At 51.7% G+C, this 15,030-nt stretch carries 14 protein-coding genes and 1 tRNA gene; 10 read left to right on the top strand and 5 right to left on the bottom strand.

Annotated elements, in window-relative coordinates; genetic code table 11:
* Nucleotides 1–98 precede the first annotated feature (98 nt).
* From glyA to DHf2319_RS11775, 5 genes are all read left to right on the top strand, one after another.
* The gene (gene glyA / locus DHf2319_RS11795) at nt 99–1,343 is read left to right on the top strand and encodes a serine hydroxymethyltransferase (protein ID WP_243478554.1); all 1,245 of its coding nucleotides are present in this window, start codon (nt 99–101) and stop codon (nt 1,341–1,343) included.
* Nucleotides 1,344–1,353: 10 nt separating this feature from the next.
* A complete protein-coding gene (nrdR, locus tag DHf2319_RS11790) occupies nt 1,354–1,824 on the top strand; it encodes a transcriptional regulator NrdR (RefSeq protein ID WP_243478553.1) in 471 nt (156 codons plus the stop codon).
* 17 nt (nt 1,825–1,841) lie between these two features.
* Nucleotides 1,842–3,005, top strand: a complete 1,164-nt coding sequence (gene ribD, locus DHf2319_RS11785; protein WP_243478552.1) for a bifunctional diaminohydroxyphosphoribosylaminopyrimidine deaminase/5-amino-6-(5-phosphoribosylamino)uracil reductase RibD — start codon at nt 1,842–1,844, stop codon at nt 3,003–3,005.
* A gap of 42 nt (nt 3,006–3,047) precedes the next feature.
* A complete protein-coding gene (locus tag DHf2319_RS11780; RefSeq protein WP_243478551.1) occupies nt 3,048–3,662 on the top strand; it encodes a riboflavin synthase in 615 nt (204 codons plus the stop codon).
* Nucleotides 3,663–3,753: 91 nt separating this feature from the next.
* A tRNA-Ser gene (locus DHf2319_RS11775) sits at nt 3,754–3,844 on the top strand.
* Between the two features lie 146 nt (nt 3,845–3,990).
* On the opposite strand, the gene DHf2319_RS11770 is transcribed toward DHf2319_RS11775, so the two are convergent.
* From DHf2319_RS11770 to DHf2319_RS11755, 4 genes are all read right to left on the bottom strand, one after another.
* Nucleotides 3,991–5,163: an ATP-binding protein gene (locus DHf2319_RS11770; RefSeq protein ID WP_243478550.1), complete on the bottom strand. Its 1,173-nt coding sequence runs from the start codon at nt 5,161–5,163 to the stop codon at nt 3,991–3,993.
* 201 nt (nt 5,164–5,364) lie between these two features.
* On the bottom strand, nt 5,365–6,648 hold the full coding sequence (locus tag DHf2319_RS11765; protein ID WP_243478549.1) for a type II toxin-antitoxin system HipA family toxin: 1,284 nt from the start codon (nt 6,646–6,648) through the stop codon (nt 5,365–5,367).
* A complete protein-coding gene (locus tag DHf2319_RS11760; protein ID WP_243478548.1) occupies nt 6,638–6,976 on the bottom strand; it encodes a helix-turn-helix transcriptional regulator in 339 nt (112 codons plus the stop codon). The genes DHf2319_RS11765 and DHf2319_RS11760 overlap by 11 nt, the downstream gene beginning before the upstream one ends.
* Nucleotides 6,977–7,495: 519 nt before the next feature.
* A complete protein-coding gene (locus DHf2319_RS11755; protein WP_243478547.1) occupies nt 7,496–8,248 on the bottom strand; it encodes a carbonic anhydrase in 753 nt (250 codons plus the stop codon).
* A gap of 546 nt (nt 8,249–8,794) precedes the next feature.
* Between DHf2319_RS11755 and alsS the strand changes: the two genes are divergently transcribed.
* Both alsS and budA read left to right on the top strand, forming a co-directional pair.
* Nucleotides 8,795–10,468: an acetolactate synthase AlsS gene (gene alsS / locus DHf2319_RS11750; RefSeq protein WP_243478546.1), complete on the top strand. Its 1,674-nt coding sequence runs from the start codon at nt 8,795–8,797 to the stop codon at nt 10,466–10,468.
* Nucleotides 10,469–10,485: 17 nt separating this feature from the next.
* Nucleotides 10,486–11,343: an acetolactate decarboxylase gene (budA, locus tag DHf2319_RS11745; protein WP_243478545.1), complete on the top strand. Its 858-nt coding sequence runs from the start codon at nt 10,486–10,488 to the stop codon at nt 11,341–11,343.
* A gap of 61 nt (nt 11,344–11,404) precedes the next feature.
* On the opposite strand, the gene DHf2319_RS11740 is transcribed toward budA, so the two are convergent.
* A complete protein-coding gene (locus DHf2319_RS11740) occupies nt 11,405–11,788 on the bottom strand; it encodes a VOC family protein (protein WP_243478544.1) in 384 nt (127 codons plus the stop codon).
* 257 nt (nt 11,789–12,045) lie between these two features.
* Here DHf2319_RS11740 and DHf2319_RS11735 point away from each other — a divergent pair, with 257 nt between their 5' ends.
* The 3 genes from DHf2319_RS11735 (at nt 12,046) to DHf2319_RS11725 (ending at nt 15,008) form a co-directional block, all read left to right on the top strand.
* Nucleotides 12,046–12,906 (top strand): N-formylglutamate amidohydrolase, encoded by an 861-nt coding sequence (locus DHf2319_RS11735; RefSeq protein ID WP_369810192.1) that lies wholly within the window; start codon nt 12,046–12,048, stop codon nt 12,904–12,906.
* A 99-nt stretch (nt 12,907–13,005) separates the two neighbouring features.
* The gene (locus tag DHf2319_RS11730; RefSeq protein ID WP_243478542.1) at nt 13,006–13,794 is read left to right on the top strand and encodes an FRG domain-containing protein; all 789 of its coding nucleotides are present in this window, start codon (nt 13,006–13,008) and stop codon (nt 13,792–13,794) included.
* 227 nt (nt 13,795–14,021) lie between these two features.
* Nucleotides 14,022–15,008 (top strand): TAXI family TRAP transporter solute-binding subunit, encoded by a 987-nt coding sequence (locus tag DHf2319_RS11725; RefSeq protein ID WP_243478541.1) that lies wholly within the window; start codon nt 14,022–14,024, stop codon nt 15,006–15,008.
* Nucleotides 15,009–15,030 lie beyond the last annotated feature (22 nt).

The following is a 15,030-nucleotide window of genomic DNA, read 5'->3' as shown; positions in this document are numbered from 1 at the left end:
ACGGTACAATAGACGCCTGAAACAAGAACAAGACTTCTGCGTGGTGGCATATTGCCATCACGCATATCTTTTTACTTTCATATTGCCAGGACACGTCCATGTTTGACCGTACTCTTACGCTTGACCGAGTTGACCCGGAGGTCTGGAGCGCTATCCAGAAAGAAGATCAGCGTCAGGAACAGCACATCGAGCTGATCGCCTCTGAGAACTACACCAGCCCTGCGGTGATGCAGGCTCAGGGGTCGCAAATGACCAACAAGTACGCCGAGGGCTACCCGGGCAAGCGTTATTACGGTGGTTGCGAGTACGTTGATATTGTTGAGCAGCTCGCGATCGATCGTCTGAAGCAACTGTTTGGTGCCGAGGCAGCCAATGTGCAGCCTAATTCCGGCTCGCAGGCCAACCAGGCCGTTTATTTGGCGGTGCTAAAGCCAGGTGATGCGGTGTTGGGCATGAGTTTGGCTGAAGGCGGTCACTTGACCCACGGCGCTAGCGTGAATGCCTCGGGTAAGTTGTATAACTTTCATCAGTATGGGCTAGATGCCAACGAGGTGCTCGACTACGCCAAGGTTGAGGCTTTGGCCCAAGAGCATAAGCCCAAGCTCATCGTGGCGGGTGCTTCGGCTTATTCGCTGAAAATGGACTTTGAGCGGTTTGCCCAGATCGCCAAGGATAACGGCGCTCTCTTTTTAGTCGATCTTGCTCATTACTCGGGATTGGTCGCCGGCGGCGCCTATCCCAACCCGGTGCCTTATGCAGACTTTGTGACCTCCACAACTCACAAGGGGCTACGTGGCCCACGCGGTGGCGTGATCATGATGAAAGCAGAGCACGAGAAGATTATTAATTCAGCGATCTTCCCGGGTATTCAGGGTGGTCCATTGATGCATGTGATTGCTGCAAAAGCGGTGGCATTTAAAGAGGCGTTGGACCCGAGCTTCAAAGACTATGCCGCCCAAGTCGTCAAAAATGCTCAGGTGTTAGCGCAGACATTGGTCAAGCGTGGTTTGCGCATTGTTTCTGGCAAGACGGAAAGTCACGTCATGCTGGTCGATTTGCGTGCCAAAGGCATTACCGGTAAAGATGCTGAGAAGGCATTGGGCGAAGCCCATATTACGGTGAATAAGAACGCTATCCCAAATGACCCGGAAAAGCCTTTCGTGACTAGCGGTGTACGTCTGGGAACGCCCGCCATGACCACGCGTGGTTTCAAGGAGGCAGAAGCTGAATTGACCGGCAATCTGATTGCTGATGTTCTGGATAAGCCCACCGACGCTGCAAATCTGAATGCCGTTCGTGAGCGAGTGCATGCGTTGACATCAGCTTTTCCGGTCTATCGCTGAGAGTTGTTCAATGAAGTGTCCGTTTTGCGGTCATGCCGAAACGTTAGTGGTTGATTCGCGCACTGGCGAAGATGGTAATTTCGTGCGTCGCAGACGTCGGTGCGAGAAGTGTGACCGGCGCTTTACGACTTATGAGCGTGCCGAATTGGCCATGCCTACGGTGGTCAAACGTAATGGCAGCCGCAATGAGTACGACCCGCAAAAGCTTCAGGCAAGTCTCAGGTTGGCCCTGCGCAAGCGCCCGGTCAGTACTGACCAGATCGATCAGGTTGTTCATCGTATAGAAGAGAGCCTCCTGACAAGCGGTGAGCGTGAAGTATCAACCGAAAAAATCGGTTCGCTCGTGATGCAGGAACTGAATAAGCTCGACAAGGTCGCCTACGTGCGTTTCGCGTCCGTTTACAAAAGCTTTGAGGACATCGGTGAGTTCGTGCAGGCGATCAAGGAAATGCAAAAGCCGCTGCGAAAGCGCGACGGCTAAGCCTATCAATCGACGGCATGTCTGACACCCAATCATCCCTCGACATCAAGTTCATGGCGCGCGCGCTAGAACTAGCGGAGTCCGGGTTGTACGTGCCCACGCCTAATCCGCGGGTTGGCTGCGTCATCGTCAAAGATGGACAGATGGTTGCCGAAGGTGTTACGCAAGCCGCTGGTCACGCGCATGCTGAAGTAATGGCCTTGAGAGACCTCAAACAAAAAGGTGGATCTGCTGAAGGTGCAACTGTCTATGTGTCGCTTGAGCCTTGCAGCCATCACGGCAAGACACCTCCATGCACGGATGCGTTAATTCATGCCAAGCCCGCGCGGGTGGTGATTGCCCATGTTGACCCATACCCGGCTGTGTCGGGTCGCGGCATCGCGGCGTTGCGCAGCGCAGGGATAGCGGTGAGTGTTGGTGTGCTTGCCAAAGAAGCTCTGGAGATTAATCCTGGTTTTGTCTCTCGGATGGTACGCGGCAAGCCTTATGTTTGGGCAAAAATCGCGGCATCCATGGATCGATTCACCGCTTTGCCCGATGGACAGTCGCAATGGATTACGGGCGCCGAGGCTCGCGCTGATGGCCATCACTGGCGTGCGCGCAGTTGTCTCGTGTTGACGGGTATTGGTACCGTTAAAGCTGATAATCCACTACTGAATGTGCGTGCGATAGAGACACATCGCCAGCCTAGACGGGCAGTGATTGATCCCAAACTGGAAATTCCTGACAATGCCAAGCTGCTGCAAACGGAAGGCTTGATTCTCTTTGCAGCAAACCCGGATGAGGGCAGAGTGACACAGCTCACATCAAAAGAAGCGGTGGTGGTTAATGTGCCTGATCAGAACAACCCCGATCGTGTTGATATGAATGCGGTGATGCAATGGTTAGCTGAATATGACATCAATGAGGTGCATGTGGAAGCAGGTGCTGGTATCAATGGTGCCCTGTGGCGTGCAGGCTGCATTGATGAATTAATCCTGTATTTGGCACCTACATTTTTAGGGCACGGTCTGCCTATGCTTGATATCCCTGGGATTGATCAGTTATCTGAGGCCGATCAGTTAAGCTTTATTGATCACGACAATGTTGGCCAAGACATCCGCATTCGTGCGCGCAAGTTCGATCGCTGGCAGGAGCTCGTCGAGCATATAGAGAGCAGCAATGCGCAACACGCGTTGTAATCACCAATCAACAAAGACCATCAACCAACAGTAGGGCAGATCATGTTTACCGGGATAGTCGCCACCACAGGTCAAATCGAGTCTGTTGAACCGATCGCTCATGATGACAAGAGTGGTGTGCGTTTGTTGATTCACGCCAATGACCTGAGCCTGGCCGATGTCGGCTTGGGTGATTCAATCGCAATTCAGGGTGCATGTATGACGGTGACCTCGATGCCGGATGACCAGCACTTCACTGTCGATGTGTCGCGCGAGAGTTTGAACAAGACCACTGGGCTAGACAAGCCTGGCCCAGTCAATCTTGAGAAATCATTACGCATCGGTGATCAGATAGGTGGTCATCTGGTATCTGGTCATGTGGATGGCCTCGGCACTGTGAAGCGATTTGAGCCAGTCGGGGAGTCGTGGGAGTTGGTCATCACCGCCCCCAAAGCGCTCGGTATGTATCTCGCCTACAAGGGCTCGATTACGGTCAATGGTGTGAGTTTGACGGTTAACCGGGTGACGGACAAGCAAGACGGTACAGAATTTAGCATCAACCTCATTCCGCACACGGTCGAGGTGACCACGCTTAAGCATCTGAAGCCTGAAGCCGCGGTCAACCTTGAGGTCGATACGATTGCGCGCTACGTGCAGCGGATGATGGCGTTTAAGTGATGTCGAATTGAACGTCACAGCTTTTTGAGTCGCCAGGTCTGTTAAACTTCAGCGCTTATGTCATCGGGGATGTTCTTCTCCGGTTCAGACAGGACAGGTGGCCGAGTGGTTGAAGGCGCACGCCTGGAAAGCGTGTATACGTTCAAAGCGTATCGGGGGTTCGAATCCCCCTCTGTCCGCCAAGTATCCAGCAAACATGCGCCTATCGGGGTGCTTTGGCTCGGCTCTACCCCATAAAGGGGGGATGAGCACTCATCAAACTCTGTTGATTACAGCATCCCAACCGCATAGAGCCAAGACTCTCAAGCGGTAACTTCGCTGAGGCTTTTTAGCGTCCGCTGCTATCCACTACCATCGCCATTTCCTTGTACGACCTGGCCGTCGAGCCATCGCTGAAATCGATGGTTTGGCCGTTGTAGACCACGGTTCGTTTGCTTAACGGATGCACTTTTTGATTGAAAATCTCCAAAGCTTTTTTAAAGCTGCTGTTCCAAGTGCTTGCCGACTTGATTTCAACGCCCAACAGCTCATGTCCCCGGGGACACAGCAGATCGATTTCATGGCCTTGGTTATCCCGATAGAAATACAGGTTGGCCGATAGACCTGCGTTATACCTAGTCTTCAAAGCCTCTAGGATGACTAGGTTTTCAAACACATTCCCAATGAGCGGGTCGCGTGAAAGCTGCTCCACACGCTCAATGCCAAGCAGGTAGCAAAGTAGCCCCGTGTCGGTGAAATAGATTTTTGGTGTTTTGATAATACGCTTGCCAAAGTTTTCAAAATAGGGGGGTAAGCGAAACACGACGTAAGACGCCTCCAAGATGGAAAGCCACGATTTAATGGTCATGCCGTCAACACCCGTGTCGTTGGCGAGCGACTGATAATTTATGATCTGCCCGACCCTTCCCGCCAAGAGTTTCATGAACTTTTCGAATAGCACCACATCTTTGAGCTTGATTAGCTGTCTTACATCTCGCTCCACGTAGGTTTGGAAGTAATTGCCGTAAGCGATGTGTGGTCGTTGATTTTGGTCATAGACCCGAGGTAAGAAACCCTGAAAGAGATAGTGATACACATCGTCGAGATAGATTCCTGCCTCGGATAATTCGGCAATGGTCAACGGCAGCAAGTGAAGAACACCTGTGCGACCTGCGAGCGACTGACTGATGGATTCGCGCAGTTGTAATTGGTGGGATCCTGTCAGGACAAACTGGCCGTTAGTCCGGTTCTCATCAACTATGCCCTGTATGTAACTCAGCAGCTCTGGCGCTCGCTGGATTTCGTCAAGAATAACGCGATTTGGATATTGTTTTAAAAATGCACGGGGGTCTTCCGTAGCCAGTTGTCTCATGTCAGGATTTTCGAGACTGACGTAGGCATACTCTGGCAATACGGCTCGTGTCAGTGTGGTTTTGCCGGCCTGACGTGGACCAAGCACTGTCACGATTGGGTATTCCGACAGTTGAGTTTTCAGTTCGGTCTGTAGATGTCGTGGAATCATATGTAGACCATAACATTTACAAATCCAGAGTTCAACTCTGAATTTGTAAAGAGATCAAATGACCATGTGCCGAGGTTGTCCGGATTTGCCCATGGATGGTTCAGTGCCTGCGATGGCCAAGCGATGGCGTCTGCGGTAATCGTGCTGTATCGCGGTAGGGGCTGCCCCTAGTGCCCAAGCAGCCATTAGGGGATGAACGCCCTAACGCCCCTCATGACCCTCATGGCCCTCAAAAATGCACGGGTTCAGAAATACCCGTTCCCAGAGTAGGTTGCGCTCGATGGCCGATAGGTTTGCCTCATCGCAGGTTGCTTGCCATTCGGCGCGTACCGTTGCAAGCATATTCTGAACAATGGTGGTCGCTGCCTGCTTGTCTAGCAGAAAGTTTGGTGCTGCCGCCAAGCATGTCGCCAAATTGCTACTACGGTCGTTGCCGGTTATCAGCATGGCTTGGCTTGCCTCGTTGCCAACTCGGCTTTGCGGGCAGATGTCATAGGCGGGCGTCAGACGAAGCGTCTTGCCATCCCAAAAGGCGGCATGATTGCGAGCATGGTCGTCTGTGTTGCCGCACAGGATGTTAAACACCAGTCGCCCGAACAGTTCGCGCAGTGTTTGCTTTGGTTGATCGAAACGATGGCGGATAATTTCGGTCAAATCGGCATAGCTGGCATAGCGGGCCATCATCTCGTCGAGTCCGAACATCGTGAGTGCTGAGACCATGGCCTTGCGCTGCCAGCCCTCATGGGTCTGAAAGCGGTCAAACCGTTCGATGATCAGCACATCTTTGCCCGCCACATGGACTAAATTGACCGGCGCGACGTCTAACCCTGCCTTGGCCGCTAGTCGCATGGCGATAAACTCCGCCTTGACGATGTTGTAGGTGTCTGACGAAGAAGAAAACTTCGCGATGAGCTTCTTATCGCCATCCTCAATCATGGCTTTGGGTCGAGCACCACCGAGCGAAGTGCCGTGAAACAGTGCTCGATCTAGGTCAGCCGACAGGGGTATGCCTTGTTCGACTTTCTCTGCTGCGTTAAGTAATTCCTCCAGTGTCGCAGGCCTGGGTGTGCGAGGAATATACGTTGTTGGTGACCTCTGGAAATCCAAAGCACCGATGCGGTCTGAACCGGACTCAAGCAAGTAGGTTAGCTCGTCGATGGCGCCGATATCGCCGACTTCACCTTTAATTCGGTCCCCGACGCCAAAGGCCCTGTTCAGGATCACCCGCCGCCCCCAAGCGTCGGGCGCAGCATCGCGTAAGCACCCGGCCATGGTCAGGCCTGGCTCAGGGGTAATGGCGCCAGGACGCAGTGGCAGTTCTGGTAGGTACAGAGGGATCGCGCCCTCAAGTGCCAAGTAGCTGCGACCATAGTTAAATACGTAGGTGTCGCCATCGCGGGCAATTCGACCAGCGACAACCGGCGATGTTGCGCCAGGCAGCCATACCCAGACGTAAGCCTCGCGATCAGCGGTGTCAGAAGTCATCCTTTACTGCCTTTGTTCTTTTGCGCACCCGCTTGGGCAAAAGCATGAGTCTGTTTTGTGTCGTTGCAATATGCTGAGCCAGAGAGGAGGGCTGCTCATCAAAAAGTGGCACACCGACAATGGCGGCCAACTCAAAGGCGGCACCGATGGAGCATCCCATTTCGCCGCGTTCGATCCTGTGAACCAGACCGCGCGAAATGCCAGCACGCTCGGCCACCTCTTCGACGGTGAGCCCGCGACCTGTGCGCGCTTCATGAATTAAAAGCCCAAGCAGTTGGGCAGCTTGAAGTCCGTAGCGGGAATAGGATCGACTAGTCGGCTTTGCCATTGATATCCAATTTGTTCTATTAATAATTCATTAAATAAATTAATGATTCATTTATAGATAACGATATCACGATTTAATCAGATCATAAAGAAAACTTGTACCATAAATAGATCACTAAATAATTTATCGTATTATTTATGAGTCTAATTTAGAAGTTAGGCATAGTGTAAGCATCGGTGGAACCGCGGTTGGCGTATTGAGCGCACAGACGATTGAGAGCATGAAACATTGGACAGCCCAGGCTACTTATGCCGATGTGACTGTTACACCATCTTTGGTTGCGAACTCATCAGTACAGCCTTCGATTGCGGTGACCGTTGCTGTCAATTGCGGCTGACTATTCTGTTGTAGTCGCGACTTGACCTGACAGTCCCCCAGTTTGCGGTGCCTGTATGTCAGATCAAGTTCAGTGGTTCAGTTGGTGGATTCTATCCTCCCACGCTGCCTCTGCGGTTGGGTTGTTCCTCTGTCCAACAATAATTACCTAGTTCGAACCGCAAATAACAGAAGTCCTAATGCCTAAACCACCATCTCAACCTTACCGGTGTCCAGGTGATAGAGGCCTCCCACTACTTTCAGTTGACCCATGGATACCCGTTCAGCCAGAATCGGGTTTGATTGCTGCAACTGAAGGACATTTAGGCGAACATTCTCAAGCGTCGCGGCCATCACCAGGTCTTTGGCGCCAGCAGCCTGGCTCTGACGCACAGCGGGTGACAGCGCAGTCGTTAACGCTTGAATATGGCCTGGATAGCTTGCGTTCTGAGTAACCGCCTTTACAGTCGCATCAATAGCGCCGCAGCTGGTATGCCCGAGCACCATAACCAAAGGGGCGCCTAAAACAGCCGTACCGTATTCGAGGCTCGCCAAAATATCCGTGTTCACAAAATTGCCAGCCACGCGCGTGACAAATAGATCCCCGCGCCCCTCATCAAATGCATATTCCGGCCCAATTCTGGAGTCGGCACAACTGACCAGGCAAGCGTAGGGGTTTTGCCCGCCAGCCAGTGCTGCCCGTGTTTTGGCAAAGTTCACTGGCTCGGTCTTGCCTGAGACGTAGCGCTCGTTGCCCTGCATCAAGCGCTCAAGTGCCTGGTCAGGCGTCAGCACATTGGCAGGCTTGGGAGGGGAGCTCGCGAAAGCGGCGGTTGCACCGAGAGAAAGCGGTGCAGCCAGAGAAACAGCGCTGGCCGCTTTCAGCCAACTCCGCCTTGCAGGGGATGCGACGGTCTCGCCAGTAAACACAGATTTGGTGTTACATGAAATGCACATGGAGGTCTCCTTAAGATAGTCATCGTAAATCACGGTTACACGAGAGGTATAGCCATTCTTGAGCTGAACCAGTGGCGTAACGATTAGCTACGATCGCTGCCTTCGCCTACCCGTTTCAATACATTACCGAATGACTCGGCACGGACCTCTCATAGACTCTCAATAAACTAATTAATATTTAGATTAAATTCCTTAGCAATGCTTGTGAGTGGGGCGCGATAAGTCCGGGCGCAAAGGTCCAGATAAGAATCAATTCCAAACATCCGCGATCTTGTTCTAAGTTGGCGATGCGACCGCGCCCATTGGCGCAGTTGACTATGTATGAGGCATCGACTGGCATAGTTTTACTTTGTGATTATTTTTTTAAAAAGAGAGTACGATGCGTAGCGCGAAAACTAAGAGTAGCGATCACCGAGTTTTTTTCCATATGTTTGATGATCGATCATCTCTTAAAACGTCTGACAAATGTGCTAGTTCAATTGCTATCGCTTTTGTGATTTGCAGCTGTCAGAATTTATTCATGTTTGATCACAAGGTAAACACGGAATGACTGAGCCAAACAACACCAAAAACTGCGCTAATGCGATCGTCAAGATTCTCGAGAACCACGGTGTCACGCACGCGTTTGGCGTACCCGGCGCCAAGATTGACAGCTTGTTTGTGGCGCTTAAGCACTCCAAAATCAAGCTGGTGTTGTGTCGCCACGAGCAAAATGCCGCCTTCATGGCAGCGGCCTTTGGACGCCTGACCGGCAAAGTGGGCGTTTGCCTGGCTACTTCTGGGCCTGGCGTGACCAACCTAACCACCGGCTTGGCCACTGCGACCAGCGAAGGCGATCCCGTGCTGGCGATCGGCGGTGAAGTGCCGCTTGATGAGCGCCTGAAAAAAACCCACCAGTCACTGGACGCAACCTCACTGATGAAAGCCGCCACCAAGTTCTCGGCGGAGATTGTGAGCACGGAGTCTTTGGCTGAAGTGATTGGCAACGCCATTCGAACGGCAGAAAGCGGTCGTCCCGGTGCTGCTTTTGTGTCGCTACCCAAAGACATCGGCTTAGCAGACTTTGCGGGTGATACAGACGCCAATTGGGGACAGAGCTGGCCTCAAGGATCGGCTGCCAAGGCGTGCGTAGACCAAGGTGTTGCATTACTGAACGCTAGCAGCAAGCCAGTGGCCATTCTGGGAATGCAATCGTCCTTGGCTGCTTATCGTGATGCCTTGATTGAGTTTTTCAAGAAATCCGGCATCCCATACATTTCTACCTTTCAGGGCGCGGGTGCCTGGCTTGCGAATAAGTCTGGCGCCACTTATGCCGGCCGTATAGGTTTGTTTCGCAATCAACCGGCTGACAAACTGCTCGATCAAGCTGATTGTGTGTTGACCATCGGTTACGACCCCATTGAGTATGACCCCTCGATCTGGAACACCGGCATCAAGCGACCCATCATCGCAGTCGATGTCATCGCCTCTGATCAGGACAATGCGTTTTTACCCAGCGTAGAGCTTGTGGGTGACGTTGCCTCTTCATTGGAAAACATCACCCCTTCTCTTAAGGTCAACATCTCGCCAGATTACTTGGCGGCGGCTCAAGCAGCTCGCGGTGAGATTCTGCAAACGCTCGCTGAAGGCGATGTGATGGATAAATTCCCGGTGCAGCCCATCCGTTTGGTGCGTGAAATTCAAAAGCAAATCACTCATGACACCCATGTTGCGCTCGACGTCGGTTCGAACTACATCTGGACCAATCGCTATTGTGCAAGTGACGATGCCAGACAATTACTGGTCAGCAACGGCCAGCAAACGCTTGGCGTCTCAGTTCCATGGGCAATTGCCTTAAGCATGCTTTATCCGAATCAACGGGTCTTGTCGGTATCGGGCGATGGTGGGTTTTTGTTTACCGCAACCGAACTTGAAACAGCAGTTCGCGAGGGTGTGAAATTCGTGCATGTAATTTGGAACAGCCACTCGTATGACATGGTGGCATTCCAAGAACAGGCCCATTATGGCGAAACTGCCGGCGTTAACTTGGGTAACTATGATGTGGTCAAATTTGCCGAGGCGTTTGGCTGTAAGGGCTACGAGATCACCTCAGCCGATCAATTGGCTGGAGTGTTTGAAGAGGCCTTCAAGTCTGATGTGCCAGTGCTGATCAATGTGCCGGTTGATTACAGCCTGAATCAGCGACTAATGCAGGACGTGATTCAGTCTTATCTGAACTAAAGATGGGCAAACTAGCCATGGATAACCATAAATTACCCGGTTTCAGTTCGTTAGGCGTCAATCTGCCGCAGTCAATAGTCGCGCAGTTAAAAGCCCATTGTGAGAGAACTGGTGAGAGCATCGATCACACCATTCAGCGTGCGCTTGCGCAAGCACTCGGAGTGGAACACCATACGATCTATCAGGTTTCCACCTCGACGGCATTGGTGCAAGGCGTCTATCAAGGCTGCGTTACCGTGGGTGACGTCAAAACCCACGGCAACTTCGGGTTGGGTACCTATGATTCACTGGACGGTGAAGGCTTGATGCTTGAAGGCGAAGTCTGGCAGGCTCTGTCAGATGGCTCTGTGGTTAAACCCGACGACAGCGCCACTGCACCATTTTGGGCATGCACCACCTTTGAGGCTGACAAGACTGAAACACTGGCAGCCGTAGAGAGCTGGGATGACCTGCTGTCGCAACTTGATGCCATGCGCGACTCACAAAACCTTTTTGTTGCGTTTCGCATTGATGGACAGTTTGACCAGATCCACTACCGGGTTGCCTGCAAGGCCAATCCCGGCGAGGATCTGGTGACTGCGACTAGCCATCAGGCTGAATTTACCTTAAACGATTGCGAAGGCACATTGATGGGGTTTTGGTCACCTGCCTACGCTAAGACGCTTAACGTTCCGGGCTATCACCTGCACTTGCTTAGCCATGACCATCAGCACGGCGGTCATGTGCTTGGCATCAAGGCACGCAACCTGAAAGTTCAGGTAATGAATGCCAACAATGTGGTCATCGCTCTGCCAGAGTCACCGGATTTTTTAAAGGCTGATCTCTCAGCGGATCCAACCGCAGCACTCAGCAAGGCAGAGGGAGCAAAAACATAAGTGCAATGCAATACAAGGCTGTGCAGCTTGACTGCATAGCCTTTGTATCATCTCCAAGTCTTCAAGCAGGTTCTCTAAACAACGCGCAAATCTTGTTGCCGATCGGGTCACGTAAATAAGCAAGATACAGTTTCCCTGCGGGACCCTCGCGATAGCCTGGAGGGTCTTCACAACTGACGCCACCATTGGCAACGCCTGCGGCGTGAAATGCGTCGACCTCTGTCGCCGACTTTGCAGCAAATCCGATCGTGCCGCCATTTGGTGGGGTGGCGGTCTTTCCGTCTAGTGGCAACGTAAAAGAGAACACGCCCGTCGGTGTTCTGTAGAAATAGCGGGTGTCACGATTCAATACACCGGGTGTGATTCCCAAAGTCCCCAAGACAGCATCGTAGAATTTTCTTGAGGCCTCCAAATCGTTTGCTCCGACCATTACGTGACTAAACATCTCATCTCCAGGGAATAAAAGCGATAGCGGAATTCATAGAGTAATCCTAAAGATCAGGCAATTGGCTACCGAGTTAGCGGCCCATTTTTGCAAGTGATCTTATAAGCCAACGTAGAATTGAACCTGGCTAAAAAGACACCGATCGGCCTCGGCTGCTGGCGCCATCCCAGCTGTTTCGATCCAGGATGCGCATTAGGTAGAATTTGACAGATAATTCATCTAAATAATTTTTTACTTGTCTAATAAAAAAAGTGGGAATGCTTATGTTGACATCGACTGCAGCAACGATTCTTTACCCAGAGGTATCTGCATTGCCGCTGGTCTGCGATTCGCCGCATAGTGGGATCAACTACCCCGAAGATTTTGAGTATGAGGTTCCCTTTGCCTTGCTACGTAGTGGCGAAGATACCGATGTTCATGTGCTGTGGTCAGATGTACCGAAGGTGGGGGGTACCCTGATCAGCGCCAATTTCCCGCGCACTTACATCGACCCCAATCGTGCCGTTGACGATATTGATCCCGAGTTGCTCGACGGTCAGTGGCCAGATCCTTTAAGCCCTTCCGAGAAAACCCGTCTCGGTTATGGGCTGGTCTGGAAAAAAATGGATGCGTCAAACCCCATCTATACAAAAAAGCTCTCGGTAGCAGCAGTTCAACATCGTATTCAAAACTACTGGCAACCGTATCGATCTGCGTTATCCGGCGCCTTTGATCGAGCTCGTGCACAGTTCGGTGGAGTATGGCATCTGAATCTTCACTCTATGCCAGTCAATGCCTATGAGCGATTAGGGCTAGGCAAAGACAAGGTGCTAGCGGACTTCGTGCTTGGAGATCGGGACGGCACAACCTGTGAGCCCGAGTTTATTGAAGTGGTGGAGCAAAGCCTGCGCCGACATGGCTATACGGTTGCGCGCAACGATCCATACAAGGGTGTTGCTGTGCTTGCTGATCTTGGCAAGCCAAGCCTTAATCAGCACAGTCTGCAAGTTGAAGTGAAGCGGCCGTTGTACATGAATGAGGCGACTCGTGAGCGCAACGAGAACTTTACTGTTTTGCAGGGACATTTATCGGAAGCGATTGCTGAGATAGCAGACTTTGTGAAATCTCGACTCAAGTGACAGATCGATCTGTCTGACTACTATATGGTCTGGTCGTCAGTGCATGGTCATGGCTGACACGTCTGGCTTTGTAGTTTGTTGTATCAAAGGATTCAAGGCATGAATGTCACGCAAATCAGTAGCTGGTCACAGTTTCTTCATGAAATTATCAAATTTGATCAGTGGGCGTTTCGAGGGCAACCATTTGCGAATATGCCGTTATACAGCTCCCTTGCTCGTCGCCTGCGACAACTCAATGAGCCTCAAGATGGATGGGCGCTACGCGAGCAGAGAACGATACGGGTTTTTAAGCGCAAGGCCCATGTACATATTCATGATCCGAGCGCTTTGGAAAACACGTTTCGATGCATGGCAATCATGCAGCATCATGGTGCAGCCACGCGTTTGCTGGATTTCACCAAGTCACCCTTTGTGGCCGCTTTTTTTGCGCTTGAGTCAGCTACTGGCGATGCGGTAGTGTACGCGTTAAACACGCCTGCACTCTGGAGACGTAACCCATTGTTCGACCCCTCACTGACTAGAGCAGCCATTAACCCGCGATCTGAAGAAAATCTTGAGAAATATTTTCTGAGTAACGAGTTCCCCGTCATATGGTTTGGCGAGCCCAACGAAATGGATCACCGGTTGATTGCTCAGTCGGGCTTGTTTGTGGTGCCTGGGCAGATTCATTTGCCAATTGACAAGCTACTGGACCAATACGCAACAGATGATGAACCACTGCTGGTTCAGTTGATTCTGAGTAAGCAGATGCGCAGGGAAGCCATGCGCGAACTTTATCGAATGAACGTCACGCATGCATCGCTTCGTCCCGATCTCGATGGTTTGGCGTCTTCGATGAACCAAGAGTTGGAAATCGTATGGCAACCACTATTGCCCGATAGCCAATAAAGAAAAAAGCATGGCTTGCGCTCCATTGGTGCGGTCAATGCTTCAGATTGATGCAGTCCACATATAGTGGTTTCCCCTGACTCTTGCCCGCAAGTGAAAAAACTTGTTGTCCTTTGACGCGACAACGTCTAGGATAGTGTCATAGTGTTTGTAGTGTTTACTACATTTCGCTAAAACCAGACGAAGTTTGATTCATCAGGCAAGCACTTTTCAAGGGAGCCGCGATTATGAACATCAAGCGATATGCAGGAATTTTTTCAGCAGCACTGGTAGTTGGTTTGGCGCAATCACCGATTGCGCAAGCCGGTGGTCCTTACAACATCACGTTGGCGGGCGGCTCGGTCGGTGGCGCATGGAGCGCAATCGGCACAGCGATCGGCGAAACTATCAAGACACAATATCCGGGTTCCGCGTTTACGTATGAACCAGGGCGTGAGACCAGTAACCTGGTCTTGACCTCTGAGGGCAAAGTGCAACTAGGCATTGCTCATGCCCAGATGGCGTTGATTGCTCAAAAAGGACTGGAGCCGTTCAAAAAACCGTTAACCGATATCCGCGCGATTGCGCTGATTGATCCTGAAGCCGCTGTGCAAATTCTGGCCACTCAGAGTTCAGGCATAACCGATCTGGCTCAGATCAAAGCTAAAAAAATGTCGGTTCGAGTTTCGCTGAACCAGCGTGGCACTCTCATGTCGATTACCGGTGAGGCTGTGCTTGCAGCTTACGGCATCACAGTCAAGGACATTGAAAGCTGGGGTGGCCGTGTGACCTATGGCTCATACAACCAGGGTCTTGAGCTCATGAAAAACGGCCAGGCTGATGTGATTATCAACATGCTCGCATTCCCAGCACGTCATATTCTGAATGCCGCACGTGATACCAAGTTCACCATGATTGGGTTAAGTGCCGAGGCCATCAAAAAGCTTAATGAAGAGCTCGGTACCGAGAGCATTTCTATTCCAGCCAATACTTATGACTTTCAGCCCAACCAGGTCAATACGATTCGCGGCAAGGTGATTCTGGTGGCATCGACCGCAATGTCAAACCAGGAAGCAGGCGACATTGTTGGTGCCATGCTGAAGAACTTCGATTTCCTTCAAAACGCCCACGCTACGCTAAAGCGTTTATCCAAGGATGCCTTGCCACAGACATCCCCGATTGCCCTGCATCCGGGTGCTATGTCAGCTTATAAAGCCGCCGGGGTGCTGAAGTAAGTCGGGCGGCTTTGCCAGCCAG

It is taken from the genome of Orrella daihaiensis (genome assembly GCF_022811525.1).
Taxonomy (GTDB): Bacteria; Pseudomonadota; Gammaproteobacteria; order Burkholderiales; family Burkholderiaceae_B; genus Algicoccus; species Algicoccus daihaiensis.
This window is presented reverse-complemented; position numbering and strand designations above follow the sequence as displayed.

Bases quoted from the DNA above. Each gene is read 5' to 3' on its own strand.
- DHf2319_RS11755 (WP_243478547.1), bottom strand. From the start codon at position 8,248: ATGTGCATTTCATGTAACACCAAATCTGTGTTTACTGGCGAGACCGTC.
- DHf2319_RS11740 (WP_243478544.1), bottom strand. From the start codon at position 11,788: ATGTTTAGTCACGTAATGGTCGGAGCAAACGATTTGGAGGCCTCAAGA.
- DHf2319_RS11760 (WP_243478548.1), bottom strand. From the start codon at position 6,976: ATGGCAAAGCCGACTAGTCGATCCTATTCCCGCTACGGACTTCAAGCT.
- nrdR (WP_243478553.1), top strand. From the start codon at position 1,354: ATGAAGTGTCCGTTTTGCGGTCATGCCGAAACGTTAGTGGTTGATTCG.
- DHf2319_RS11780 (WP_243478551.1), top strand. From the start codon at position 3,048: ATGTTTACCGGGATAGTCGCCACCACAGGTCAAATCGAGTCTGTTGAA.
- DHf2319_RS11765 (WP_243478549.1), bottom strand. From the start codon at position 6,648: ATGACTTCTGACACCGCTGATCGCGAGGCTTACGTCTGGGTATGGCTG.
- budA (WP_243478545.1), top strand. From the start codon at position 10,486: ATGGATAACCATAAATTACCCGGTTTCAGTTCGTTAGGCGTCAATCTG.
- DHf2319_RS11725 (WP_243478541.1), top strand. From the start codon at position 14,022: ATGAACATCAAGCGATATGCAGGAATTTTTTCAGCAGCACTGGTAGTT.
- DHf2319_RS11770 (WP_243478550.1), bottom strand. From the start codon at position 5,163: ATGATTCCACGACATCTACAGACCGAACTGAAAACTCAACTGTCGGAA.
- alsS (WP_243478546.1), top strand. From the start codon at position 8,795: ATGACTGAGCCAAACAACACCAAAAACTGCGCTAATGCGATCGTCAAG.
- ribD (WP_243478552.1), top strand. From the start codon at position 1,842: ATGTCTGACACCCAATCATCCCTCGACATCAAGTTCATGGCGCGCGCG.
- glyA (WP_243478554.1), top strand. From the start codon at position 99: ATGTTTGACCGTACTCTTACGCTTGACCGAGTTGACCCGGAGGTCTGG.
- DHf2319_RS11730 (WP_243478542.1), top strand. From the start codon at position 13,006: ATGAATGTCACGCAAATCAGTAGCTGGTCACAGTTTCTTCATGAAATT.
- DHf2319_RS11735 (WP_369810192.1), top strand. From the start codon at position 12,046: ATGCTTATGTTGACATCGACTGCAGCAACGATTCTTTACCCAGAGGTA.